At 72.6% G+C, this 24582-nt stretch carries 19 protein-coding genes, 2 pseudogenes and 1 riboswitch; of the genes and pseudogenes, 14 read left to right on the top strand and 7 right to left on the bottom strand.

Annotated features, from left to right (window positions below; genetic code table 11):
• Positions 1 to 7: 7 nt before the first annotated feature.
• From IF99_RS0114350 to yicI, 4 genes are all read left to right on the top strand, one after another.
• Positions 8 to 967 (top strand): carbohydrate ABC transporter permease, encoded by a 960-nt coding sequence (locus tag IF99_RS0114350; RefSeq protein WP_030996852.1) that lies wholly within the window; start codon positions 8 to 10, stop codon positions 965 to 967.
• Between the two features lie 5 nt (positions 968 to 972).
• On the top strand, positions 973 to 1884 hold the full coding sequence (locus tag IF99_RS0114345; protein WP_078655092.1) for a carbohydrate ABC transporter permease: 912 nt from the start codon (positions 973 to 975) through the stop codon (positions 1882 to 1884).
• A 106-nt stretch (positions 1885 to 1990) separates the two neighbouring features.
• Entirely contained in the window at positions 1991 to 3433 is a 1443-nt protein-coding gene (locus IF99_RS0114340) for a GH1 family beta-glucosidase (RefSeq protein WP_051703496.1), read from the top strand.
• The gene (gene yicI, locus IF99_RS0114335) at positions 3430 to 5760 is read left to right on the top strand and encodes an alpha-xylosidase (protein ID WP_030996849.1); all 2331 of its coding nucleotides are present in this window, start codon (positions 3430 to 3432) and stop codon (positions 5758 to 5760) included. The genes IF99_RS0114340 and yicI overlap by 4 nt, the downstream gene beginning before the upstream one ends.
• A gap of 211 nt (positions 5761 to 5971) precedes the next feature.
• Here the strand turns inward: yicI and IF99_RS0114330 are convergent, their stop codons facing one another.
• Positions 5972 to 8029 (bottom strand): prolyl oligopeptidase family serine peptidase, encoded by a 2058-nt coding sequence (locus tag IF99_RS0114330; protein WP_030996848.1) that lies wholly within the window; start codon positions 8027 to 8029, stop codon positions 5972 to 5974.
• Between the two features lie 125 nt (positions 8030 to 8154).
• Positions 8155 to 9609 carry a glycoside hydrolase family 76 protein gene (locus IF99_RS0114325; protein WP_030996847.1) on the bottom strand — a complete coding sequence of 485 codons (1455 nt, stop codon included), beginning with the start codon at positions 9607 to 9609 and terminating at the stop codon, positions 8155 to 8157.
• A 983-nt stretch (positions 9610 to 10592) separates the two neighbouring features.
• Here IF99_RS0114325 and IF99_RS0114320 point away from each other — a divergent pair.
• From IF99_RS0114320 to IF99_RS0114305, 4 genes are all read left to right on the top strand, one after another.
• Complete coding sequence (locus IF99_RS0114320; RefSeq protein WP_030996846.1) at positions 10593 to 11342, top strand: SDR family oxidoreductase; 750 nt, start codon at positions 10593 to 10595, stop codon at positions 11340 to 11342.
• A 91-nt stretch (positions 11343 to 11433) separates the two neighbouring features.
• A complete protein-coding gene (locus IF99_RS0114315; protein WP_030996845.1) occupies positions 11434 to 11748 on the top strand; it encodes a nuclear transport factor 2 family protein in 315 nt (104 codons plus the stop codon).
• A 264-nt stretch (positions 11749 to 12012) separates the two neighbouring features.
• On the top strand, positions 12013 to 13212 hold the full coding sequence (locus IF99_RS0114310) for a low temperature requirement protein A (protein WP_037826924.1): 1200 nt from the start codon (positions 12013 to 12015) through the stop codon (positions 13210 to 13212).
• 1 nt (position 13213) lies between these two features.
• Positions 13214 to 14089: a LysR family transcriptional regulator gene (locus tag IF99_RS0114305; protein ID WP_030996843.1), complete on the top strand. Its 876-nt coding sequence runs from the start codon at positions 13214 to 13216 to the stop codon at positions 14087 to 14089.
• 346 nt (positions 14090 to 14435) lie between these two features.
• Here IF99_RS0114305 and IF99_RS0114295 read toward each other — a convergent pair whose 3' ends face one another.
• The 4 genes from IF99_RS0114295 to IF99_RS30790 all read right to left on the bottom strand — a co-directional run bounded on the left by IF99_RS0114295 (position 14436) and on the right by IF99_RS30790 (position 17438).
• A complete protein-coding gene (locus tag IF99_RS0114295; protein WP_030996841.1) occupies positions 14436 to 14642 on the bottom strand; it encodes a hypothetical protein in 207 nt (68 codons plus the stop codon).
• A gap of 154 nt (positions 14643 to 14796) precedes the next feature.
• Complete coding sequence (locus IF99_RS0114290; RefSeq protein ID WP_051703495.1) at positions 14797 to 15387, bottom strand: TetR/AcrR family transcriptional regulator; 591 nt, start codon at positions 15385 to 15387, stop codon at positions 14797 to 14799.
• A 412-nt stretch (positions 15388 to 15799) separates the two neighbouring features.
• Positions 15800 to 17191 (bottom strand): Asp-tRNA(Asn)/Glu-tRNA(Gln) amidotransferase GatCAB subunit A, encoded by a 1392-nt coding sequence (locus IF99_RS0114285; RefSeq protein ID WP_030996839.1) that lies wholly within the window; start codon positions 17189 to 17191, stop codon positions 15800 to 15802.
• The gene (locus IF99_RS30790) at positions 17178 to 17438 is read right to left on the bottom strand and encodes a hypothetical protein (protein ID WP_051703494.1); all 261 of its coding nucleotides are present in this window, start codon (positions 17436 to 17438) and stop codon (positions 17178 to 17180) included. The genes IF99_RS0114285 and IF99_RS30790 overlap by 14 nt, the downstream gene beginning before the upstream one ends.
• 125 nt (positions 17439 to 17563) lie before the next feature.
• Here IF99_RS30790 and IF99_RS0114275 point away from each other — a divergent pair, with 125 nt between their 5' ends.
• The 6 genes and pseudogenes from IF99_RS0114275 to IF99_RS34915 all read left to right on the top strand — a co-directional run bounded on the left by IF99_RS0114275 (position 17564) and on the right by IF99_RS34915 (position 23403).
• Positions 17564 to 18838, top strand: a complete 1275-nt coding sequence (locus tag IF99_RS0114275; protein ID WP_078655090.1) for an MFS transporter — start codon at positions 17564 to 17566, stop codon at positions 18836 to 18838.
• Positions 18839 to 18860: 22 nt separating this feature from the next.
• Entirely contained in the window at positions 18861 to 19760 is a 900-nt protein-coding gene (locus IF99_RS0114270; RefSeq protein ID WP_030996836.1) for an MBL fold metallo-hydrolase, read from the top strand.
• A gap of 162 nt (positions 19761 to 19922) precedes the next feature.
• Positions 19923 to 20099, top strand: a riboswitch (cobalamin riboswitch).
• A gap of 51 nt (positions 20100 to 20150) precedes the next feature.
• Positions 20151 to 21200 carry an ABC transporter substrate-binding protein gene (locus IF99_RS0114265; RefSeq protein ID WP_030996835.1) on the top strand — a complete coding sequence of 350 codons (1050 nt, stop codon included), beginning with the start codon at positions 20151 to 20153 and terminating at the stop codon, positions 21198 to 21200.
• Positions 21197 to 22210: a FecCD family ABC transporter permease gene (locus IF99_RS0114260; RefSeq protein WP_030996834.1), complete on the top strand. Its 1014-nt coding sequence runs from the start codon at positions 21197 to 21199 to the stop codon at positions 22208 to 22210. The genes IF99_RS0114265 and IF99_RS0114260 overlap by 4 nt, the downstream gene beginning before the upstream one ends.
• Positions 22207 to 23028 carry an ABC transporter ATP-binding protein gene (locus IF99_RS0114255; protein ID WP_030996833.1) on the top strand — a complete coding sequence of 274 codons (822 nt, stop codon included), beginning with the start codon at positions 22207 to 22209 and terminating at the stop codon, positions 23026 to 23028. Before IF99_RS0114260 ends, IF99_RS0114255 begins: the two co-directional genes overlap by 4 nt.
• A pseudogene (locus IF99_RS34915) lies at positions 23009 to 23403 on the top strand ((2Fe-2S) ferredoxin domain-containing protein). The gene IF99_RS0114255 and the pseudogene IF99_RS34915 overlap by 20 nt, the downstream one beginning before the upstream one ends.
• 191 nt (positions 23404 to 23594) lie before the next feature.
• Here IF99_RS34915 and IF99_RS34910 read toward each other — a convergent pair.
• Positions 23595 to 24093 (bottom strand): annotated as a pseudogene (locus IF99_RS34910) (IS5/IS1182 family transposase); the annotation flags it as partial.
• Between the last annotated feature and the right edge of the window lie 489 nt (positions 24094 to 24582).

The following is a 24582-nucleotide window of genomic DNA, read 5'->3' as shown; positions in this document are numbered from 1 at the left end:
GCACGCCATGGCCCTGACCGCAGCCCCCGGCACCTCCAGCACGCGGGCCCCCGCCCCGCACGGCCCCAGCCACCGGGGCGGCGCTCGCGCGGCCCTGCTGCGCTGGTGCTTCGTCCTCCCCGCCGTGCTCTACATGCTGGCCTTCTTCGGCTACCCGCTCGTCCGCAACGTCGTGATGAGCTTCCAGCACTACACGCCGCGCACCTTCTTCACCGGCGAGGCCCCGTTCAACGGCCTCGACAACTGGCGCAAGGTCTTCGACAACCCGCTCTTCACCGACTCGCTCGGCCACACGCTCCTCTTCGTCCTCGGCTCGCTCCTCGGGCAGTTCGTCCTCGGCCTGGCGCTCGCGGTCTTCTTCTCGCGCCGCTTCCGCCTCGCGGGCCCCGTCCGCGCCCTGCTCCTCCTGCCGTGGCTCGTCCCGATGGTCGTCTCGGCCGTTGTGTGGCGCAAACTCCTCGACCAGGACACCGGCGTCGTCAACAGCCTCCTGACGAATTTGCACCTCGTCGACTCGCCCGTGCACTGGCTCAGCAGTCCCGGCGTCGCGCTCACCTCCGCCGTCCTCGTGAACATCTGGGTCGGCATCCCCTTCAACATGGTGATCCTCTACGGGGGGCTCCAGGAGATCCCGCGCGAGCTGTACGAGGCCGCCGCGCTCGACGGCGCGGGCGCCTGGCGCACCTTCCGCTCCGTGACGCTGCCGATGCTGCGGCCCGTCGTGACCGTCGTCCTCGTCCTCGGTTTCATGTCGACGGTCAAGATCCTCGACCTGATCCTCGCCCTCACCGGCGGCGGCCCGGCCGACTCCACGCAGACCCTCGGCACGGTCACGTACCAGCTCTCCTTCCAGCAACTCGACTTCGGGCAGGGAGCCGTCGTCGGCAACGTCCTCATCCTGGTGAGCGCCGTCTTCGCCGTCCTCTACCTGCGCGCCAACCGTTCCGACTTCGGACAGGGGAAGTGAGCCGCATGACCACACCCGCCACTCCGCAGGGCGTCCCCGCCGCCGCGCGGACCGCCCCGGCCGGTGCCCGGAAGTCCCCCGGCCCCCTCACCACCGCCGAGCCCACGAGCCGCCGCCTGCGCCGCGCGGGCAACACGGTCGTCGCGCTCCTCGTCCTCGTGGTGCTGCTCTTCCCGCTCTACTGGATGGTCAACATCGCCCTCCAGCCCGGTGAGGGGCTCGCCTCGACGAGCTGGCTGCCCACCTCGCCCGGCTGGGGCAACTTCAGCCGCGCGCTCAGCAGTCAGGGCGACTCGCTCGTGACGAGCCTCCTCGTCGCCCTCGGCGCCGTCGTCGTCTGCCTCGCCCTGGCCGCGCCCGCCGCGTACGGGCTCGCCCAGCTCGGCCTGCGCGGCGCCCGCACCGTCGTCTTCGGCACGCTCATCACGCAGATGGTGCCCGGCATCGTCATCGCGAACGCCCTCTACAGCGCCTATGTGGACCTCGGCCTCACCAACTCCCTCCCCGGCCTGATCCTCGCGGACGCCTCGCTCGGCCTGCCCTTCTCGATCGTGCTCCTGCGCTCCTTCATGGTCTCGGTGCCGCGCGAGGTCGTCGAGGCGGCGATGGTCGACGGCGCGAACCGCTTCACGGCCTTCGTCCGCGTCGTCCTGCCCATGAGCCGCAACGCCCTCATCACGGCCGGTCTGTTCACCTTCCTCTTCGCCTGGTCCGACTTCATGTTCGCGCTCACGCTCAATACGACGGACGCCGTCAAGCCCATCACGCTGAGCATGTACGAGTACATCGGCGCCCACGTCAGCGACTGGGGCGCGGTCATGGCGACCGCCGTCGTCTCCGCCGTACCGGCCGCCGTCCTCCTCGTCCTCGCGCAGAAGTACGTGGCGGCGGGGATCACCGGCGGCTCGGTGAAGTGACCCCGCCCAGACCCCGGAAGGGTCAGCCGCGCCCGGGTCCCGCCCCGCCGCCCGCACCCGCCGGCCGTCCACGCCCCCGCCACCCCCACCGCCCCGAAAGGCACGCATGAGCACCACCCCCTACCCCGTCTTCCCCCCCGGCTTCCGCTTCGGCGCCGCCACCGCCGCCTACCAGATCGAGGGCGCCCACGACGAGGACGGGCGCGGCCCCTCGATCTGGGACACGTTCAGCCACACCCCGGGCCGCACCCAGGACGGGGCGACCGGTGACGTCGCCTGCGACCACTACCACCGCTGGCCCGAGGACATCGCGCTGCTCGCCGGGCTCGGCGTCGACGCCTACCGCTTCTCGATCGCGTGGCCCCGCGTCCTGCCGCAGGGCACGGGGGCCGTCAACGCGAAGGGCCTCGACTTCTACGACCGGCTGACGGACGCGCTGCTCGCCGCCGGGATCTCGCCGACCGCGACGCTCTACCACTGGGACCTCCCGCAAGCCCTGGAGGACCGGGGCGGCTGGCGCGAGCGCGCGACCGCCGAGCACTTCGCCGCGTACACGGCCGTCGTGGCCGAGCGGCTCGGGGACCGCGTCGGAAGCTGGATCACGCTCAACGAGCCGTACTGCACCGCCTTCAACGGCTACGCGGAGGGCCGCCACGCCCCCGGAGCGCGCGAGGGCGTCGGCGCGCTCGCCGCCGCCCACCACCTGCTCCTCGCCCACGGTCTCGGCACCGAGGCGCTGCGCGCGGCCGGAGCGCGCGAGGTCGGCATCACCCTCAACCTCGACCGGATCGAGGCGGCGAGCGAGCACCCCGACGACCTCGCCGCGCTGCGCCGCGCCACCACCCTGCACAACGACGTGTGGACGGACCCGCTCTTCGCCGGGCACTACCCCGAGGGCGAGCAGGAGACCTGGGGCCCGCTCGCCGACGCCCTCGCCGGGCTCCGCCACGAGGACGACCTCCGCGTCATCGGCGCCCCGCTGGACTTCCTCGGCCTCAACTACTACCGCCCGCTCACCGTCCGCGCGGCCCCGCACCACGAGAGCGAGCCCCGCCTGCGCACCGCCGTCGACATCGGTGTCGCGGAGACGGACCCGTACGGCACCCGGCACACGACGATGGGCTGGCCCGTCGTCCCCGAGGCGCTCCCCGCCCTGCTGCGCGAACTGGCCGCGCGCCACCCGGGGCTGCCGCCGCTCCGGATCACCGAGAACGGCTCGGCCGAGGCCGACACCGTCGCGCCGGACGGCGCGGTCCACGACGCCGACCGCGTCCGCTACCTCGACACGCACCTGACCGCGCTCGCGGACGCGATCGCCGAGGGCGCGGACGTGCGCGCGTACTACGCCTGGTCGCTGCTCGACAACTTCGAGTGGGCGCGCGGCTACGAGCAGCGCTTCGGCCTCGTCCGCGTGGACTACGCGAGCGGCGAGCGTCTGCCCAAGGACAGCTACCACTGGTACGCGGGCCTGCTCGCCCACCACCGGTCCACCACCATGAGCACCCCCGCGAACCCCGCCACCCCGGCCGACCAGGAGCGCCCCGCATGAAGTTCACCGATGGCTACTGGCAGCTGCGTCCCGGCGTGACCCTGCGGCACGCCACCACCGTCGCCGATGTGGAGGTGGGCCCCGAGCGGCTGACCGCGTACGCGGCGGTACGCTGGGAGACGACGCGGGGCGCGACGCTCAACAGCCCTTTGCTGACCGTCGAGTTGTGGGCCCCCGCCGAGGGCGTGATCGGGGTGCGGCTGACCCACCACGCGGGCCGCCGCCACCGCGGCCCCGACTTCGCCCTCGCCGAACCGGTCGCGGGGGCGGGCCGCACGTGCCACGAGGACGGCGTCGCCCACCTCGCCGCCGGTCCCCTCAGCGCGCGGCTCTCCTCGGCTCCCGGAGCGGAGTGGGGAATCGAGTTCCTCGACCACGAGGGCAGGACGCTCACCTCGCTCGGCCCGCGCGGCCTCGGCTTCGCGACGGACGCGGACGGCCGGCACTTCACGCTCGCCCGGCTCGCGCTCGGCGTCGGCGAGCAGGTCTACGGGCTCGGCGAGCGCTTCACCCCCTTCACGCGCAACGGCCAGACCGTGGACCTGTGGCAGGCGGACGGCGGCACGAGCAGTGAACAGGCGTACAAGAACGTCCCATTCCACCTGAGCAGCAGGGGCTACGGCGTCTTCGTCAACCACCCGGGGCTCGTCTCGTACGAGATCGGCTCGGAGGCGGTGGGACAGACGCAGTTCAGTGTCGAGGACCAGAGCCTGGAGTTCTTCGTGCTCGCCGGTCCCACGCCCAAGCGGGCCCTCGGCCGCTACACGGCGCTCACCGGGCGTCCCGCGCTGCCGCCCGCCTGGTCGTTCGGGCTGTGGCTCTCGACGTCGTTCACGACCTCGTACGACGAGGAGACCGTGACCCGCTTCGTGGAGGGCATGGCCGAGCGGGGCATCCCGCTCTCGGTCTTCCACTTCGACTGCTTCTGGATGCGCGGCTACCAGTGGTGCGACTTCACGTGGGACCCGGCGGTCTTCCCCGAACCCGAGGCGATGCTGCGGCGGCTCAAGGAGCGGCACGGGCTGCGGATATGCGTGTGGATCAACCCGTACATCGCGCAGAAGTCCCCGCTCTTCGCCGAGGGGGCGGAGCGCGGCTACCTGCTGCGCACGACGGACGGCGACGTGTGGCAGTGGGACCAGTGGCAGGCCGGGATGGGACTCGTGGACTTCACGAATCCCGAGGCACGCGCCTGGTACCAGGGGCACTTGAAGGTGCTGCTCGACCAGGGCGTGGACTGCTTCAAGACGGACTTCGGCGAGCGCGTGCCGGCCGAGGGCGTCGCCTGGCACGACGGCGGCGATCCGGCGCGGACGCACAACCTGTACACCCAGCTCTACAACGAGACCGTCTTCGACCTCCTGCGCGAGGAGCGCGGCGAGCACGAGGCCGTGCTCTTCGCCCGTTCGGCGACCACGGGCGGCCAGCGCCTGCCCGTCCACTGGGGCGGGGACTGCGAGTCGACGTTCGAGGCCATGGCGGAGTCGCTGCGTGGCGGTCTCTCGCTCGGCCTGTCGGGCTTCGGCTTCTGGAGTCACGACATCGGCGGCTTCGAGGGCAGGCCCTCACCTGAACTCTTCACCCGCTGGGTGCAGTTCGGCCTGCTGTCCTCGCACAGCCGGTTGCACGGCTCGACGTCGTACCGGGTGCCGTGGGACTACGGCACGGAGGCGGTCGACGTGACCCGCGCGTACACGCGGCTCAAGCACCGTCTCATGCCGTACCTCTACCGCGCGGCGCTCCAGGCGCACGAGGAGGGCGTCCCCGTCATGCGGGCGATGCTCCTGGAGTTCCCCGACGATCCCGCCTGCCGCACCCTGGACCGGCAGTACATGCTCGGCGACGACCTCCTCGTCGCGCCCGTCCTCGACGCGGACGGCCTGGTGGAGTACTACGTCCCCGAGGGCACCTGGACGCACCTCCTGACCGGCGAGCGGGTCACGGGACCGGGCTGGCGCCGCGAGCACCACCCGCTGGACACCCTTCCGCTCCTGGCCCGCCCCGGTTCCGCCCTGCCGCTCGCCGCGCACGAGGAGGGACCGGTCTCGGACTGGGACGACGAGGTGACCCTGCGGGTCCACCCGGGGCCCGCGGGGACAGTCACCCCGATCCCCCGCCCGGACGGCACGGGCACCGCCGCGACCTTCACGGTCCACCGCACGCCGGACGGACTGGAGATCACCACGGACAGCGCGCTGCCGTGGCGTGTCGAAGTGCCGGGCCATCGCGTACGGACCGAGACGGCCGGTGCCACGCGGACCGCCGACGACGCGCTGCGCTGCGCGGCAGGGACGACGCGGGTGCTCGTGGAGGCGGAGGAGGACTGAACACCTTGGCGCCGGGACGGGTCCCGTGCGGACCCGTCCCGGCGCGGAGGCCCGCCCCTCCGCCCCGCCCGCCGAACTCGCCATTCAGGCGGGCGGGTTGGACGGCGCCCCGCACCTCCTCTACCGCCTCCGCCTCCGCGACCTACGCGGCCGGGGCGGCGGACCTTCGAGGGCGTGCCGGTCCGTCCCCGGGGGCCCGGACCGGCCGCGCTCACTCGTGGTCCGGAGGAGCCGATCCGCCGGACCGCCGCGGGTTCAGGTGGTGCCACAGGAAGGTGTACGCGAGCGCGCTGTTGAACGCGGCCTGCCCGTTGTCGCTCCCGCCGCCGTGCCCGCCGCCCGGGCTCTCGTACAGCAGGACGGAGTGGCCGAGTTCCCGCATCCGCGCGGCGAACTTGCGGGCGTGGCCCGGGTGCACGCGGTCGTCGCGGGTGGACGTGCGCAGGAGGAGGGGCGGGTAGGCGCGGTCCGCGGTGAGGCGGTGGTACGGGGAGAGCGCGCGCAGGTGCGGGCGGTCCGCCTCGTCCTCCGGGTCCCCGTACTCCGCCGTCCAGGAGGCCCCCGCGAGGAGCCGGTGGTAGCGGAGCATGTCGAGCAGCGGGATCTCGGCGACCACCGCGCCGAAGAGTTCGGGGTACCGGGTGAGCATCGCGCCCATGAGGAGGCCGCCGTTGCTGCCGCCCCACGCGCCGAGCAGGGCGGGGGTGGTGATGCCGCGTGCGACGAGGTCGGCGGCGACGGCGGCGAAGTCCTCGTAGGCGCGCGGCCGTTCGGCCTTCAGCGCGGCGCGGTGCCAGCCGGGCCCGTACTCGCCGCCGCCCCGGATATTCGCGACGACGCGCGTGCCGCCGCGCTCCAGCCACGCCCGGCCGCTCACGGCCCCGTACGCCGGGGTGAGGGAGACCTCGAAGCCGCCGTAGCCGTACAGGAGCGTCGGCCCGGGGCCGCGCTCCGCGTGGTCGGGGCCGGTCACGAAGTAGGGCACGCGCGTGCCGTCCCGCGAGGTCGCGAAGTACTGCCGTACCGAGAGTCCTTCGGCGTCGAAGCGGGCGGGGGCCCGCCTGAGGACCTCGGCGGGGGTGCCGATACGGCCCCGGAAGAGCGTGGACGGCTGGAGGAAGCCCTCCACGTCGAGATCGTAGGCGTCGTCGGTGTCGGGGTCCGTGTTCATGACGGCGGCGTCGGAGAGCGGCGGCACGGCGGTGAGCGGCGCGCGCTTCCAGGGGCCTTCGGGCGTCGGCGTGAGCACCTCGACACGGGTGCTGACGTCGCGCATCGTCGTCAGGAGCAGGTGGTGGCGGGTCCACGCCTGCCCGACGAGGGCCGTGCGGGCGTCCGGCGCGAAGAGGACGCGCGCTGTGCGGTCGCCCGCGAGGAAGGCGTCGAAGCCGAAGGCGAGGAGCGCGCCCGCCGGGTGGCCGAACCAGTCGCTCCTGAGCGTCACGAGCAGGTGCTCGCGGTGCGCGTACGCCTCGGCGTCGTCGGGCACGTCCACTTTGACGAGCCTGTCACCGGGGGCGAGGAGGTACAGCTCACTGGTGAAGAAGTCGAGCGCCCGCCCGACGAAGTCCCGCTCGAAGCCCGGCGTGCGGTCGTGCCACCCGAAGGCCACGATGTCGCCGCGCTCCGCCTCGTACACGACGGTGGCCTCGTCGAGCGGCGTCCCACGCCGCCACCGTCGTACCGTGCGCGCGTACCCGGAGTCGGTCAGCGAGCCGCCGGCGAGCCCGGTGCCGATGAGGACGGTGTCCTCGTCGACCCACCCGATGCGGGTCTTGGCCTCGGCGACATGGAAGCCGTCGCCGACGAACTCCCTTCGTGCGAGGTCGAATTCGCGTATTTCGACCGCGTCGCCGCCACCGCGCGACAACCGCACGAGCGCCCGCTCCCGGTCCGGCTCGCGCACGACGGCACCGCTCCACACCCAGTCGACGCCCTCGGCCTCGGCGAGCGCGTCGACGTCGAGCAGGACCTCCCAGGCGGGGGCGTCCTCGCGGTACTCCTCGGTGGTGGTGCGCCGCCACATCCCGCGCACGTGGTCGGCGTCCCGCCAGAAGTTGTACCGCTGGTCACCTCGTCGTGTCGTGTAGGGGATGCGGTCGCTCGCGTCGAGCACCTCGCGCAGGCGCCCTTCGAGCGCGGCGAAGCCGGGGTCCCCCGCCAGCTCGGCCTCCGCCTCGGCGTTCCTCTCCCCCACCCACGCGAGGGCGGCCTCGCCCTCGATGTCTTCCAGCCACAGATTCGGGTCGTCATCAGTCACGGTCCGCATTCTCCCGCGCGCCGGGCACCGGCCACAGCGCCGCGGCCGGAACCACCTCCGCACGACGGGCGAGCGCGGCGTGACCCCGGGGGTAGGGGCAGGACCACGGGGCGGCCCGCGCGGTGGGGCGGGGCTCAGTCGTCCTCCGCCGCGTTCAGCAGGTCGAGTGCGCTGTGCTGGCAGCCGTTGCCCGTGCCGGTCAACGGGCCCGCCCAGTGCGGCCCGTACTGGTCGAAGCTGTCGCGGTCCTTGGCGTAGGCGGTGTCGGCCTGGCGGTCGAGGTAGGCGCGGTAGGGGTGGTCGGGCAGCTCCTTGTCGAGGATGCCGAGGCCGCGCGCGTAGGCGCCCTTGAAGGAGTCGCCGTCGGAGGTGCACCCGGTGCCGTCCGGCTCGTAGGGCTCGTGGAGGGTGCCGCCCGGGTTGAGGTAGCCGGAGGAGGTGGAGGCGTCCGCGAGGGTACGGGCGCTGTCGAGCAGGCTCGCGTCGCCGGTCGCGCGGTGGAGTTCGGCGAGCCCGGCGAGGACGACCCCCTGGTTGTAGGTCCACGTCGTGTCGCCGTTGTTGGCGCAGGAGTCGTCGAGGCCGTCGTTGATGGTGTGGCCGGAGTTGATGAGGCCGCTCCCCTTGAACCAGGACCACTCGGCCCGCGCGCGCTCCAGGTACGTGGTGTCGCCGCCGATGCGGTTGTGCAGGGCCGCGTTGAGGTGGAGGTACAGCTCGTTGGTGATGGCGTTCTTGTACGGCTTGTCGGTGGCCCACTGGACACCTCCGCCGCAGGTACCGGTCCAGTAGGCGGCCATGTGGTCGGCGTCCTTGCGAGCGGTGTCGAGGTAGCGCTGCTCGTGGGTCACGTCGTAGGCGGCGACCCAGGCGAGGCCCCACCAGCCGGTGTCGTCCAGGTAGCTGTTGGTGAAGTCCCCGCCCTCGGCGCCGCGTTGCTTCTCCCAGGTGGTGGAGATGGCGTACTCGTAGCTGGACATGCCGCTGACGCGGATGTTGTCGATGACGGAGGTGAGCGCGGTCGCGGAGGTCCACCAGCCGGCGAACTTCCCGTCGTCCCGGTCGTACCCGGCCATGAGCGCGGTCGCCGCCGCCGTGCTGCGGCTCCAGGCGTTCCAGTCCGTGCGCGCCCAGCCGGTGCAGGCGATCTCGGCGCGGTCACCGGCCTTGCCGCAGGCGCGCAGGGCGCCGATGGCGCCGGTGTTCCACTCGTCCACGTTGTACATGAGGGTGCGCCAGCTCCTGCTGCCGTCCGGGACGGTGGTCACGCCGAGCTTGCTGCCCGAGGACCAGCTCCGTCCGCCGTCGAAGGAGCGGTCGAGCCACACCTGGTCGCCGGGGCTGCCGTTCTCCAGGGAGCCCCAGCCCATGACATCGTTGTCGGACAGGTGAAGGGTGAGCGTCCTCCCGTAGAGCGTGGCGCTGACGGGGGTGCGCTCCCCGTTCGCGGCGGCCGGGTCGCGCCCGTCGCAGAACTTGTCGCACACCTGCCCCGCCGCGTGCGCGGCGGTGGCCGGCACGGTCAGCGCGGCCGCGACAAGCAGACACCCGAGCAGACCCGCCCTCGCGGAGCGTACGGACCTTCTCATCCTCGCCACACCTTCCCTCCCGCCCGCGGATACGTCCCAGGGCCAGGGAACGGGCCGCCCGGCAACCTGTCAAGGCGCCAATCCGCTTTACTGTCAGATGAGTTGGCGTCGCAGTGTCCGAATACCGGCTGTCCGGCGGGGAGCACCCGGGGGGCGGCCCCGGCCAGGCGCGCGCACCCCCCCGGGCGGGGGGGGCGGGCGCGGCGGCTTCCCGCGCGGGGCACCGAGAATTCACGTAGGGCCCCCTCCCCCGTTGGGCACGAGCGGGATACGGTCACCGCGCCTCCAACCTGACAACGTTGTCCGAGGGTCGCGGCCTCCCCGGCTCCTCCGGCCCCTGCTCCGCAGGACGGCCTGCCGTGCTCTCGACGCCGCTTCCACGTCGTACCGACGGCTCCCCCGAGGAGCCCCAGGGAGGGTGCGTGATCGCCTCGGACCTGCTCCGGGGCGCGCTGGCGCCCCCGCCTCGCTCCTCGGGATACGTCCTGAGCGCGGAGAATGTCTTGAGCGGCGAGAAGGGGCCCACCGCCCAGCGGCCCCTGCCCCCCGCTCCTTACCGACCCGTCCGGCGCCCCCTCCCCCGCTTGTTCCGGCCCCACGTGAACCCGTACGGCCGGTCCGATCCCGAGACGAACAGCCGCCCTGACCTGTCCGCCCGGGCGAGAGTGGCCCGGTCCGCCCCGCTCCGCGCGCCCTGCGGGGAGAGGCGGTCGCTGGCACCCTGCGGATACCGGCGTCGAGGGGGCGTTTCCGCAGGTGGCGGCCGTGCGGGCTCCGGGAGCGCTTGCGGCGGCGCCGCGGAGGAACGGGGAGGAAGCAGGGAGCCGGCCGCTCCCCGGCGCACCAACCCGCCGAGCCGGGGTACCGATGATGCTTGTGGGGCGACCCGAAACTTCTGTTACCCGATGCCCGGAATGCCCGCCTAGGCTCGTCCGTGAACGTCATCCAGTCGATGGCCGACAAGGCCGTGAGGGAGTGCGGACATGACGGACAACACGCTGCGGGACAAGGTCGCCGTCATCGGCGGCGGCGAGAAGAACCTCGGCGGGCTGCTCAGCCGGACGTTCGCGGAGGCCGGAGCGAAGGTGGTCGTGCACTACCACAGCTCCGCGAACGACGCCGAGCAGACGGTCAAGGCGATCCAGGACGCCGGAGGACAGGCCGTCTCCGTCCAGGGCGACCTGACGAAGGTCGCCGACGTACGGCGGCTCTTCGACACGGCCGTGGACACCTACGGCGGCGCCGACATCGCGGTCAACACCACCGGGATGGTGCTGCGCAAGCCGATCCTGGAGACCACCGAGGAAGAGTACGACCGCATGTTCGGCATCAACGCCAAGGCGGCGTACTTCTTCATCCAGGAGGCCGGTCGCCGCCTGAACGACCACGGCAAGATCATCAGCATCGGCACGTCCCTGCTCGCCGCCTTCACCGACGGCTACTCCACCTACGCGGGTGGCAAGGCGCCGCTGGAGCACTTCACCCGGGCGGCGGCCAAGGAGTTCGCGGACCGCGGGATCTCCGTCAACATGGTGGCTCCGGGGCCGATGGACACGCCGTTCTTCTACGGTCAGGAGACCCCGGAGCGGGTGGAGTTCCACAAGTCGCAGGCGTTGGGCAACCAGCTCACCCAGATCGAGGACATCGTCCCGGTCATCCGGTTCCTGGCCACCGAAGGCTGGTGGTTCACCGGTCAGACGATGTTCCCCAACGGCGGCTACACCACCCGCTGACCTGTGCCCTCCGGCGGGGCGTCCCGTCCGGGCCCCGGCACGGCCGGGTTCACCCGCGACGGCGCCTCGCGCGCAACACCAGGAGACCGTGATGACCACAGATCCGAGTGACCCCGCGGTGGCCGCCTTCGTCGCCGCCGTCAACGCCGGTGACAAGGACGCCTTCTTCGCCGCGCTGACCGAGGACGCCACCATGTCCGACGACGGCACCGCCCGTGACCTCGCCGCGTGGGCGGAACGCGAGATCTTCTCCTCGAACGGGCGCATGGACGTCGAGGACGTCTCGGCCGACGGCCGGACCCTGACGGCCATGTACACCAACGACACCTGGGGCGGTATGCGCACGCGGTGGGCCTTCACCGTCACCGACGGGCGCGTCAGCCACTTCGAAACCGGCCAGGCCTGAAGCGGCCTTCCCGCCCCCCGTCCGGGGGACGGGTGCTTCCGTGGGAGCACCCGCAGGGCCCGCCCACCGGCCCGGCTCGCGGCCGGTGGGCGGGCCCTGCGGGCGGTACCGGGGAACACGCGCGGCACACGACCCATGCCGCCCAGGCCGTCGCTCGTGGGCTGGGCGGACGGGCCCGCTCGGGCACCCGTGCCCGTGGCGTCCCGGCCGGGCGAGCAGGATGGGCAGGTCAGTGACACCGGGTGAACGTGGAAGGAAGACGCGATGAGCGGCCAGGCTGAGGCCACCCCGACCGGACCGCTGCGGCGGGTGATGCGCGGGCGGGACCCCGGGGAGCGGCACCGGGCCTCGACGCCTCTGGAGCTGCTGTTCGACCTGACCTTCGTGGTCGCCGTCTCCCAGGCCGCGTCCGGGCTTCACCACGCGCTCGCCGAAGACCATCCCGGCTCCGGGCTGGCCGCCTACGCGGCGGTGTTCTTCGCGATCTGGTGGGCGTGGATGAACTTCTCCTGGTTCGCCTCCGCCTACGACACCGACGATGTGCCCTACCGGCTGCTGACCCTGCTCCAGATGGCCGGCGTGCTCGTACTGGCATCGGGAGTGACCGCCGTGTTCGAGGACGGCGACTTCACCGTGGTGGTGGTCGGCTACGTGGTGATGCGGGCCGCGATGGTCGCCCAGTGGCTGCGCGCCGCCAAGGAGTACCCCGAGGGCCGCGGCAGCGCACTGCGCTACGCCGCCGGTATCAGCGTGGTGCAGCTCTGCTGGATCGCCCGCCTCTGGGCATCCGGCGCCTGGGCCTGGCCCACCTTCCTCGTACTGGTCGCGGCCGAACTGGCGGTACCGGCGTGGGCCGAGTACCGGGGCCGCGCCACCAGCTGGCACCCCGGGCACATCGCCGAGCGCTACAGCCTCTTCACCATCATCGTCCTGGGTGAGGTGATCCTCGGCTCGCTCGCCGCCGTCCGCTCGGCCGTGGACGACCGCGGCGTCTCCGCCCCGGTTCTCCTGATCGCGATCGGCGGCCTGCTGCTCGTCTTCGCCCTGTGGTGGATCTACTTCACGGGGAACGAAGCCCGGCTGACCACACTGCGCACCGCCTTGGTCTGGGGGTACGGCCACTACGTGGTCTTCGCCGCGCTGGCCGCGATCGGCGCGGGTCTGGAGGTGGCTCTGGACGGCGCCGAACACCACGGCCACTTCTCCACGCGGGGGGCCGGACTGGCGGTCGCCGTCCCCGTGGTGATCGTGCTGCTGACGCTGGGGGCGCTGCACCGGGCCACCCGCACCGGAGCGGTGGGGCACGCTCTCCTGGTGGCCGTCGGCGCCCTCGTCGTCCTGGCTCTGGGCTTCGGCGCGCCCACCGTGGGAATCGGTGGCGCCGTCCTGGGCATGGGCCTGGCGGTGTCCGCCACGCTGGCGGCCAATCTCTTCACCGTCCGCCACCGCGCCGGAGGGCGTTGAGGTGCGCCTGGACCTGAACAAACTCGACCACCTGATCGCCGTCGCCGAGGAAGGCAGCCTCACCCGCGCCGCCACCCGGCTCCACCTGTCCCAGCAGGCCCTGTCCACCTCCATCCGGGTCCTCGAACGCGAGGTCGGTGTTCCGCTGCTGGAGCGTGGCAGCGCGGGCGTCACCGTGCTGCCCGCCGGAGCGGCCCTGATCGACGACGCCCGCGTCCTCAACGGCGTGGCCCGCGCCGCCCTGCACCGCGCCCGGCAGATCGGACGCGGCGAGGCCCAGACGCTCCGCATCGGCTACACCCCCGCCGTCACCGGCGACGAACTCGTCACCCTGCTCGCCCCGGTGACCGAAGCCCAGCCCGACGTCACCCCCGAGATCCATCAGCGCTACCCCTCGGAGCTGACCGCCGCCCTACTCGCCGGCGACCTCGACATCGGCCTGTGCCGCGGAATGGCGCCCGCCCACGGCCTGACCCGCACCACCCTCGGCCACCAGCGCCTGCACATCGGCGTCGCCCACGACCACCCCCTGGCCACCCGCGCCTCGGTGGCGCTGCCCGAACTCGCCCACGAGTCCTTCCTGGTGTGGGGGTCCCCCGGCCGCTCCGGCTACACCGACCTCCTCATCGAGCACTGCCGCAACGCCGGTTTCGAACCGAGGACGGAGCGCACCTCCCGCCAGGGCACACCCCCGATCACCGCCGTCCTCGGCACCCGCCACCTCGCCTTCGTCACCACCCCACCGGGCCCCGCGGCGGGCGGCAAAGCGCAGGTCCTCGCCCTCGAACCCCCCGTCCACGCGCCGCTCCACGCCCTCTACCTCCCCCACACCACCTGCCCTAGCCGCACCACTTTCCTCACGCACGTGCGGCTCTGAGCGGGCAACTCGCGGCGCACGACGAGCGCCCGGCTGAAAGCGGGGAGCCTCCAGGAGCGGGCTGGGCCGATCGGTGGTCGCGACCACGAGGGCGTCGGGCGGCCGTTCGGCGGCGGCCCGGGGAGGCGACCACGCGAGCCCTGCCGGTCGTTCCGAGGCGGAGGACGGGACGGGCACCCGGGGCAACCAGAACCGGGCGGACACGGACGACGCGCGCACTGGACGTGTGACGTGCGCGACGGTGGCGCAGGCCACCGGGAGCGTGCTGACCGCCCGTCGCGGCCCGGTCCTCACCGTTTCCGCTGCCCCCGGGGGCGGGTGGTGACGCTTTTCGCCACCGAAGCGCTCATTCTCGGGCTCCTCGGCGTCCCCGCGCAGCTCGCTCCGGGGCACGTTTCTCCGCGACCACCATGCCGATCCCGTCCAGGATCCGGTCGAGCCCGAAGGTCACGTCGTCGTCGGCGACATCGTCGGTGTAGTCGTGGCCGTCCATCAGGGACGCCAGGACCGCGTGACCGCGTGCGCGCAGCCAGGGCAGGAGGAAGCTGGTCACGGCGTCCGACCGCTCGCCTCTGTCCAGTCCAGCAGGTTCGGCGTGACCGGGCCCCCGCCCGTCTCACGGAGCACGGGTCAAGTCCCGGAGCACCAGCACCCTCGGGACGGGGGCCGCTCGGACACTGCCGCGAGCGACGAAGGCGGTCGTCGGGTCACTGGTCGCCCTCCCCGCGTACGCCGACGAGCCCGGCGCCGAAAAGCTCGGTCACGAGCCGGCGGGCGTACGCGGCGTCGAGCCCGGCCGGGCGGAAGAGGATGCGGTACATCATGGGGGCGACGATGTGGTCCATGGCCGTCTCGACGTCGGGAGCGTTCTCCTCGCGGTCGGTCGCTCGGGCGAGGATGACGCGGAGCTGTTCCGCCGCGTAGGCCGAGCACTGACCGGCGTTGCTGCCGTCCGGGTCACCGAGCAGGGCGTCGCGGATGTAGGCGCGGCCCGAGACGGACATCATCTCGTCGAGGAACTGTTCGGCCCATGCGGTGAGGTCGGACCGCAGGTCGCCGTGGTCCTCCGGCTCGGTGTCGGGCCGCAGCCGCTCCACCGCGACGTCCGACAGCAGTTCCTGGAGGTTGCCCCAGCGTCGGTAGACGGTCGACGGGGTGACTCCGGCGCGCTGGGCGACCAGTGGGACGGTCAGTGCCTCGCGACCCCTTTCCTCCAGCAGTTCCCGTACAGCGGCGTGCACCGACGCCTGGACGCGCGCGCTCCGTCCGCCGGGTCGGGCCCTCTGCTTGCTGCTCATCGCACCAGCTTAAAGCACAGTTCTTGCGTTTAGCGGGCTCACCACCCGGGCCCATCGACGCCCCATGCTCGTGGCGAAGACGCGAGAAGCGGCCTTTCACGTGTCCCGGAACGCTGAAGTCGACTGGCCACTCCGGACACAGCCTTGTCGACCCCGCCCGCCCATCTCCGCACGGAGCGTGCCGCCCACGCGGTGGGGCCCGGACGTCTTCGCGCGGGCCGGGGACTCGCTCGGCCGCTGCGGTTTCGCCTTTCCGCGCCCCCCGGCGCCCCGGAGGGTCGCCCGCACCACTTCGCGGTCGCCTGCTCGACGCCTCTGACGGAGTCCTCGGCGGTCCCGTCGTCGCGAGCATCTGGCGGCCCCGGTGGCGTGGGCCGGACCGGTGCTTTCCGGCCCGGCCCCTACGCCGTTCTCAGGTGAGAGGGGCGAGCGACCGGGCGGGCCGCGTCCGCTCGTACGCGTGGCCCACCAGCAGCAGCGTCCGCTCGTCGAAGGGCCGCCCGAGCAACTGCATACCGATCGGCATACCCTCCGCGTCCTGCCCGACCGGGACGGAGAGTGCGGGCACACCGGTGATGTTGGCCGGCGAGGAGAGGCGCACGTAGGCGTCGGAGACGGCCTCGACCGTGCCGTCCGGCCACGTGACGGTCTCCTGTCCCGACGGGACCGCGGACATCGGCACCGCGGGGGCGGCGATCACGTCGACCTTCTCCATGACGCGGGCCCATGCGTCGCGCATCAGCGTCCGGGCGCGCTGCGCCCGCAGGTAGTCGCCCGCGCCCATCAGCTCACCGGCCTCCAGGAGGATGCGGACGTCCGCCTGATACAGCTCGGGAGCGGTACGCAGGGTGCTCTCGTGGTAGGCGGTGGCTTCCGGCACCATCAGGCCCCACTGGATGGCCTGGATGTAGCGGGCCATCGGGATGTCGACATCGATGAGCCGGGCGCCGAGCGCCTCCAGTTGCGCGAGGGCGCGGTGGACGGCGGTCGCGACCGTGGCGTCGACGTGGTCGAAGTAGTAGGTGCGCGGGACGCCGACGCGCACGCCGGTCAGGTCGGGGTCGGGGGACGGGCGGCAGTCGACGCCGGGGACGGCCACCGAGGCCGGGTCGCGGGGGTCGTGCCCGGCGATGGCGGCCAGCACCAGGGCCGCGTCGTCGACGGTGCGGGTGATCGGGCCGACGTGGTCGAGCGACCAGGACAGCGACGTGACGCCGTGACGGGGCACGAGTCCGTACGTCGGCTTGAGCCCGACCACGCCGTTCAGGGTGGCGGGCACCCGGATCGATCCACCGGTGTCCGTGCCGAGGGCGAAGGTCGCCGCCCCGACGGCGACGGCGACGGCGGAGCCGCCGCTGGAGCCACCGGCGACCCTGCCCCGATCCCAGGCGTTGCGGGTCTGCGGGGTGGTCAGCCCGTAGGCGAACTCGTGGGTGTGCGTCTTGCCGACCAGGACCGCGCCGGCCGCCCGCAGACTCGCGGCGACGGTGCTGTCGGAGGCCGCGCGGTGACCGGCCCGGGCCCTGGAGCTTGCCGTGGTGGGCTCACCGGCGACATCGATCAAGTCCTTGAGTCCCACCGGGATTCCGTGCAGGGGGCCTCGGCAGGAGCCCTGTGCGGCCTCGCGCTCGGCCTCGCGGGCGGACCGGCGGGCCTGGTCAGCGGAAACCGCGACATAGGCCGCGAGGTGCGGCTCCACCTGCTCGATGCGGCCGAGGACCGAGTCGACCAGTTCGACAGGGGACAGCCGCCGCTCCCGGATCTCCTGCGCGGCGGCGGCGAGGGACAACTCATACGGCTGCATCGCGCCCCTCCTCTCCCGCACGGTCGGCACCGGCAAGCTCTTCCGCGCGGAAGACACCGGCCGGTTCCACGCGGAACGCACCGGCGGCCGGAGTATCGCCGAAGTCCAGCTCGCGCAGGACCGTGACGACGGAGTGGATGTGGTCGGCGGTGGCGGCCACCACGGAGTGGCGGCCATCGGGCAGCGGAAGCCCGGCGCGGGCGGCCCAGCGGGCCGCCTCGGGCGGTGTGAGTCCGGCGGTGGACATGAATCCTCCCCTGGTCGGGCCTGGAGCGACGAAACACTCCGGCCAAAAGCTATTGGTTTGCTTTAGCTCGACCGTAGGCCCTATCGTCCCTTAAGGCAAACGCATTGCTTTTAGGGAGGAGTCTCATGCCCGACGCCGTGTCCGGCTCACTCGCGCACTGCCCTGTCGGGGGCGGTCGCGCACGCGGGAAAAGCCGCGCCGCCTCTTTCGGTCTGGACGCGTCCGTACTCGTGGCCCTCCTGGCGGCGTCCAGTGCGCCGACACCGCTGTACCCCCTCTACCAGGACCAGTGGGGCCTTTCCGCGCTCGCCGTCACGGTGGTCTTCAGCGCGTACGCCCTGGCGCTGCTGTCGGCCCTTCTCACCACCGGAGCGCTCTCCGACCGCCTGGGACGGCGTCCCGTCCTGGCGGGCGCCCTCGGCGTCCAGGCCGTCGCCATGGTCCTCCTCGCCTCAGCGGACGGCGTCGCCTCCCTGACAGCGGCCCGTCTCCTGCAAGGAGCGGCCACCGGCGTGGCCACCAGCGCCGCGGGCGCGGCCCTCCTCGACCTGGAAGACCCGCGGCGTCCCGGCCGGTCCGCCCTGACCAACACCATCGCCCCGCTCGTCGGCATGGCGGCGGGCGTTCTCCTCTCCACCCTCCTCGCCCGCTTCGCCCCGGCCCCGACGGTCACCGTCTACGCGCTGCTGGCAGCACTGTTCGCCGCCCAGGCGATCGCCGTCCCCTTCACCACGGAGACGGTCGGCCGCCGGGCGGGCGCGCTCCGTTCGCTGCGCCCGCGGCTCGGCGTACCGCCCGCTGTGCGGCGCACCCTGCTCACCACGGGCACCGCGATCGTCGCGGTCTGGGCACTGGGCGGCTTCTACTCCTCCCTCGGGCCGGCCCTCGTACGCCTGGTGGCACCCCACGCCCCGCAGGCGGCCCTCGGCATGGTCTTCTTCACCCTCAGCGCCACGGCCGCACTCACCGTGTGGGTGGTGCGCCGCACCGACCCCCTCCCCACCGCGATCGGCGGATGCCTCTCCGTCCTGCCCGCCGCGGCCCTGACCCTGAGCGGCCTGCACGGCCTCGGACTGCCGGCCGTCTACGGCGGCGCCGCGCTGGCCGGAGTGGCCTTCGGCGCCGTCTCCCAAGGGGTGCTGCGCATGCTCCTCGCCTCGCTCGACGGGCGGCACCGCGCCGCGACGCTGGCCGCCTACTACGTGCTGAGCTACCTCTCCATGAGCCTGCCCGCCATCGCCGCGGGGGCCGCCACCCGGTACTACGGGCTCGGGGCCACCTCGCACGCCTACGCCGTCACCGCCGCACTCCTCGCCGCGGCGGCCCTCGCGGCGCTCTCCGTCTCACGACGCACCCGGTCAAGGCCCCACCGCACGCCGCACCACCAGCCACTCCCCTGAACAGCGAAGGAAACGACAGATCATGCGGACCCCCTCGGACCCCCCTCTCCCGTCCTGGACCGTGGGCGGCATCACCGTCCACCGCATCGACGAAACACCGCTGCCGCCCTCGACCGGGCCCTGGCTGCTGCCCGACGCCACTCCTCAGGTGGTGGCCGGACAGGACTGGCTGCGCCCCCACTTCGCGGGCGAGGACGGCATCCTCCACCTCGACAGCCACAGCTTCGCGTTCGCCGTGGACGGGCTGCGCGTACTCGTCGACACCGGTATCGGCAACGGCAAGGAACGCGCCAACCCGGCCTGGCACAACCTGCGCACCGACTTCCCCGAGCGCCTGGCCGCCGCCGGATTCCCGCCCGATTCCGTGGACTTGGTGGTCCTCACCCACCTGCACGCCGACCACGTCGGCTGGAACACCCGGAAGGCGGACGACGAGTGGGTCCCCATGTTCCCCGGGGCGCGCTACCTCACCGCACGCGCCGAAAGGGAGTTCTGGGCCTCGTACGACATGGAGGAGGCGCGCCGCCAGATGTTCCGCGACTCGGTGATCCCGGTCGAGCGGGCCGGTCTGCTCGATCTCGTCGACGTCCCGGCCGAGGGCGCGCGGATCACCCCGAGCCTGCGCCTGGTTCCCACCCCCGGCCACACCCCCGGCCATGTGGCGGTCGAACTGAGCAGTCAGGGCGAGACGGCGCTCATCACCGGTGACTGCGTGCACCACCCGGTCCAACTCGCCCATCCCGCCCTCGGCGCCTGCGTGGACATCGACCCCGAGCAGTCCGCGACCACCCGTGGTGAAGTGCTCGCTTCCCTCGCCGACACGGACACCCTCCTCCTGGGCACCCACTTCGCCCCGCCCACAGCCGGCCACGTCGTCGCACACGGCGACACCTACCGGCTGCGGCCCGTCCCGCCCACCTGACCCCTGCGAGCCGACGCCGCCGGGTGTGGCGGGCCGACACCTCGGCGGCCGGCTGGCTTCCGCATCCCCTTCGCCCAGACCGGAACGGGGAGAAGCAGTCGCGCCATGAGGGGGCGCGGGGCATCCCGTGACCGAGCACACGACGTGCCCCCTCCCCCACCTTGATAGCCTCGGCAAGCCAGTCAAGCCATATCCGTGGTGAGGGAATCCGGTGCGAATCCGGAGCTGACGCGCAGCGGTGAGGGGGACGGGCGAGGCACGACGCCACTGGGAGACCGGGAAGGCGCCCCGTCCGGACGAACCCGAGTCCGAAGACCTGCTGGCACTCCGCGCTCCGGCGCGGAGGACGTCCGTAGGCCGGCTCCGCGAACGAGCCCCGACTCCAGAGGCATGCCCGTGCTCCGCACCCCCGCTCTCCTCCCTGCCCCGGCGCTGCTCCTCGCGTCCGCCCTGCTGCTCACCGCGTGCGGCTCCTCCGACGCGGGTGACGCGAAGCCGGAGGCGACCTCGGCCGCTGGTTACCCGGTGACCCTCGACAACTGCGGCCACAAGGTCACCCTGACGTCGGCCCCGAAGCGGGCCGTCTCCCTCAACCAGGGCACCACCGAGATCCTGCTCTCCCTCGGCCTCGCCGACCGCATGGCCGGGACGGCCACCTGGACCGATCCGGTGCTGAAGGACCTGGCGAAGGCCAACGCCTCGGTGCCGCGTCTCGCCGACAACAACCCGTCCTTCGAGAAGGTCCTGGACGCCGAACCCGACTTCGTCACGGCCTCGTTCGTCTCCACCCTGGGCAAAGGCGGGGTCGCCACGCGCGAGCAGTTCGAGAAGCTGGGCGTGCCCACCTATGTCTCCCCCTCCGACTGCGCGGGCAAGGACAACGACAGCGGCGGCGACGGATCGCGCGCCGAACCGCTCACCCTCGACGCCGTCTACGGCGAAATACGCGACCTCGCCCGTGCGTTCGGCGTCGAGAAGCGCGGTGAGAAGCTCGTCGCCTCGCTGCAGAAGCGGGTGAGCACGGCCACCGCCGGACTGCACGCCTCGGACGTCTCCCTCATGTACTGGTTCGCCAACTCCCAGTCGCCCTACCTCGCCGGCTGCTGCGGCGCCCCTGGCGCCATCACCCGCGCGGTCGGCGCGAAGAACGCCTTCGCCGACACCCACGACGAATGGCCCCAGATCAACTGGGAGACCGTCGCCGACCGCGACCCCGACGTCCTCGTGATCGGCGACCTGACCCGCAAGCAGGAGACCGCCGAGACGGCGGCGGCCAAGATCCGCTTCCTGGAGACCAACCCCGCCACCCGCAACCTGACCGCCGTGAAGAAGAAGCGCTACATCCTGCTGAGCGGGCAGGCGATGAACCCGTCCCTCCGCACGATCGAGGGGACCGAGAAGGTCGCGGCCGGCCTGCGCGACTTCGGGTTCGCCAAGTGAGCTTCCGCTCCTTGCTGTTGACGGGCGGCGGCCTGGTCGCGCTCTTCGCGTCGATCGCCGTCGCCGTGACGATCGGCCCCGCCGACATCTCCACCGGCGACGTCTGGGCCTCCGTCGTGGCCCACCTCGGCCTCGGCGAGAGCACGTTGGCGCCCTTGCGGGACGGCATCGTCTGGAACCTGCGTATGCCCCGCACGCTGCTCGCCGCCGTCTGCGGTGCCGGACTCGCCGTCTGCGGCGCGGTCATGCAGTCGCTGCTGCGCAACCCGCTCGCCGATCCCTTCGTGCTCGGGGTCTCCTCCGGCGCGTCCACCGGAGCGGTCGCCGTGGTCGTGCTCGGCGTGGGCGGCGGAGCGGTGTCCCTCTCGGCCGGTGCCTTCCTGGGCGCGCTGTTCTCCTTCGCCCTGGTGCTGCTGCTCAGCCACACCCTCGGCCCCGGCACCGACCGGGTCGTCCTGTCCGGGGTCGCGGCCATGCAGTTGTTCTCCGCGCTGACCTCCTTCGTCGTGCTCACCTCCGCGGACGCCGAGACCACCCGGGGGGTGCTGTTCTGGCTGCTCGGCTCGCTCGCCGGCGCCGACTGGGGACAGGTGCTGCTCTGCGCCGTGGTCCTGGCGACGGTGCTCGTCGTCTGCCTCGGGCACGCCCGCACCCTCGACGCCTTCGCCTTCGGCGACGAAGCCGCCGCCGGACTCGGGGTCCGGGTCGCCCGCACCCGTCTGGTCCTGCTCTGCGCGACCGCGCTGCTCACCGCCGCCCTGGTCAGCAGCGCGGGCGCGATCGGCTTCGTCGGCCTGGTCCTGCCGCACGCCACCCGTGCCCTCACCGGCTCCGGGCACGCCCGTCTGCTGCCGGTCACCGCGCTGGCCGGGGCCGTCTTCCTGGTCTGGGTGGACACCCTCGCCCGTACCGTCCTCGACCCCCAGGAGGTCCCGGTGGGCGTCGTGACGTCCCTCATCGGCGTGCCCGCGTTCGTCCTCGTCCTCTACCGCGGACGGGGAAGAGCATGACCAGCCTGCGCGCAGACCGCGTCGTACGCCGTCTCGGCGACAAAGTCGTCGTCGACGACGTCACCCTCAGCCTCCGCCCCGGCGAGACCGTCGGCCTGCTCGGCCCCAACGGCTCCGGCAAGTCCACCCTGCTCAGGCTGCTGGCCGGGACCCTCGCCCCCAGCGCCGGAGTCGTGAGCCTGGACGGCCGTCCCCTCCCGGACCTCGGCCGCCGCGCCACCGCCCGCCGTATCGCCACCGTGGAGCAGCACGCCCACACCCAGACCGAACTGACCGTCCGGGACGTCGTCGCCCTCGGCCGCATCCCGCACCGCCGCGCCTGGACACCCCCGACGGCCGCCGACGCGGCAGCCGTCACCGAGGCCCTGCGGCGCACCGGGCTGACCGACCGGGCCGGCCAGTCCTGGCACACCCTCTCCGGCGGCGAACGCCAGCGCGCCCAGATCGCCCGCGCCCTCGCCCAGCGCCCCCGCGAACTCCTCCTCGACGAACCCACCAACCACCTCGACATCCAGCACCAGCTCGACCTGCTGGAACTCGTGGCGAGTCTGCCGGTCACCACCGTGATCGCCCTGCACGACCTCAACCTCGCCGCGATGTACTGCGACCGCCTGCTCGTGCTCCGCGACGGCCGCGCGATCACCGAGGGCACCCCCACCGAGGTCCTCGCCCCCGCCCTCATCGAGCAGGTCTACGGCGTCCCTACCGAGGTCACCCACGCACCCGGCCACCCCGTGATCCGCTTCCTGCGCCCGGCCGCCCGGGACGAATCTCCCCCGGAAAGGAGCGTGACGAGCGATGCCCCGACAGCGCACTGAAGCGGTCGGCACGAAGCACACCTCCGCCGAACCGGCACCGTGCCGCGTCGTCGTCTGCCGGGACTGCTGCTGCGGAACCCCGAAAATCACCGGCGTGGACCACGACCGGCAGCTGGCGCGCCTGACCGAGCAGGTCCCGGTCCGCGTGTCCGACTGCCTCGACGTGTGCGAACACGCCAACGTCATCGTCGTCCAGCCCTCCGCCACCGCCCGCGCCGAAGGCGCCCGACCGGTCTGGCTCGGCCTCGTCAACGACCCCGACGCCACCGAGGACGTCATCGCCTGGGTACGGCCGGCGGCCCCGGCACCGCCCCCTGCCCCGCCATCCTCGACCTGTATGCCTTCACCCCGCCCCGCAGGACGAAAGGAGGGTGAAGGCCAGACTGGTGGCGGCTTCCATTCCGCGATGCGGGGGAGGTGTGTTGGACGCGACCGCAACGGGCCCGACCGCTGCGGAGCTGTTCTGGACGACCCCCGCTGCCCGACTTTGACGCTCCGAGGTCCCAAGAGAGACGCCGAAAGTGTTCCGCCGACGGCTGACCAGATCGCGGGCGAAGGCGCGCTCATCGCGCGCGGGCCTTGCGGCGCGAGCGGCTGTGGTCCTCTTTCCGGTCCGGGAGACCGGCCTGGCCGCGTTCGCGGCGGTGAGGGATGACCAGGCCGGTGCGCGGTAGCGGCTGTCCACCATCTCCGTGGTCCGGCCGACGGTGTTCTTCGCGCCGGACGGTTCCCATCCCCCGCGATCGTCGCGGTGGCTCGGCAGTGACCGCCCGACGGCGGCGAGAGCCGGGGGTCGGCGTCGATGACGATGTGATCGTCGGTGGAGTACCGGTAGTGCTTGGACTGCTCGGCCACCTGGTGGTCGCGGGCCGGGACCGGGGTGCCTGCGCCGATGAGCACGGTGTCCTTGCGGTACCACTTGTGCTGCTGGAGCGCGAGCGCCGGTCCGAGGTGGCCGATGATGCGGTCGGCCGCGGACTTGGATACCCGGAGCAGCGGCGCCAGTTGGCGCTCCCGACGCGTCTCGACCGCATGGTCCCCACCTGGAGTCGACGACGGCCTGCCCCCTCACCGCAACGGGGACGGAAGGAAGAGGGCCAGCCGTCTCGCGGCGGCGCAGTGGGCCCGCGCTCCCCACCGGCGCGTCGGGCATGTCGTCGTTGGTGAGGTTCCGGACAGCGCCTCCAAGCGCTTGCTCGGGCCGTTCAAGAGCACACCGACACGGCTGTGGACGTCGTCCAGTGTGCTGAGTCTTTGCTTCGGTCCAGATATCCGGCGAGGCCCTCGAATACCTCGTCGGCGGTCTTCGGTTCAGAAAAAGACCACGGCTTGGTCGTTCCAGTCGGCGATCCAGACCTGACAGTCTTTCTTCAGCGCCTGGACGTTTCTGGGACCTGCACGCACTGCAGGCCCCAGCCAAGCTGCCATCGACCAGGACACCCGTCGAGAGCCCGTCGGGCCTTGACCCCGGTTCCTGGACACGGGTTATGCGGCTTGCGTCAGCGTAGTTGATGTCGTTCGGAAGGCGTTCTCGTAGGCGATGGGGCTGCGGTG

Source organism: Streptomyces sp. NRRL F-5630 (assembly GCF_000719475.1).
Classification (GTDB): Bacteria; Actinomycetota; Actinomycetes; order Streptomycetales; family Streptomycetaceae; genus Streptomyces.
This window is presented reverse-complemented; position numbering and strand designations above follow the sequence as displayed.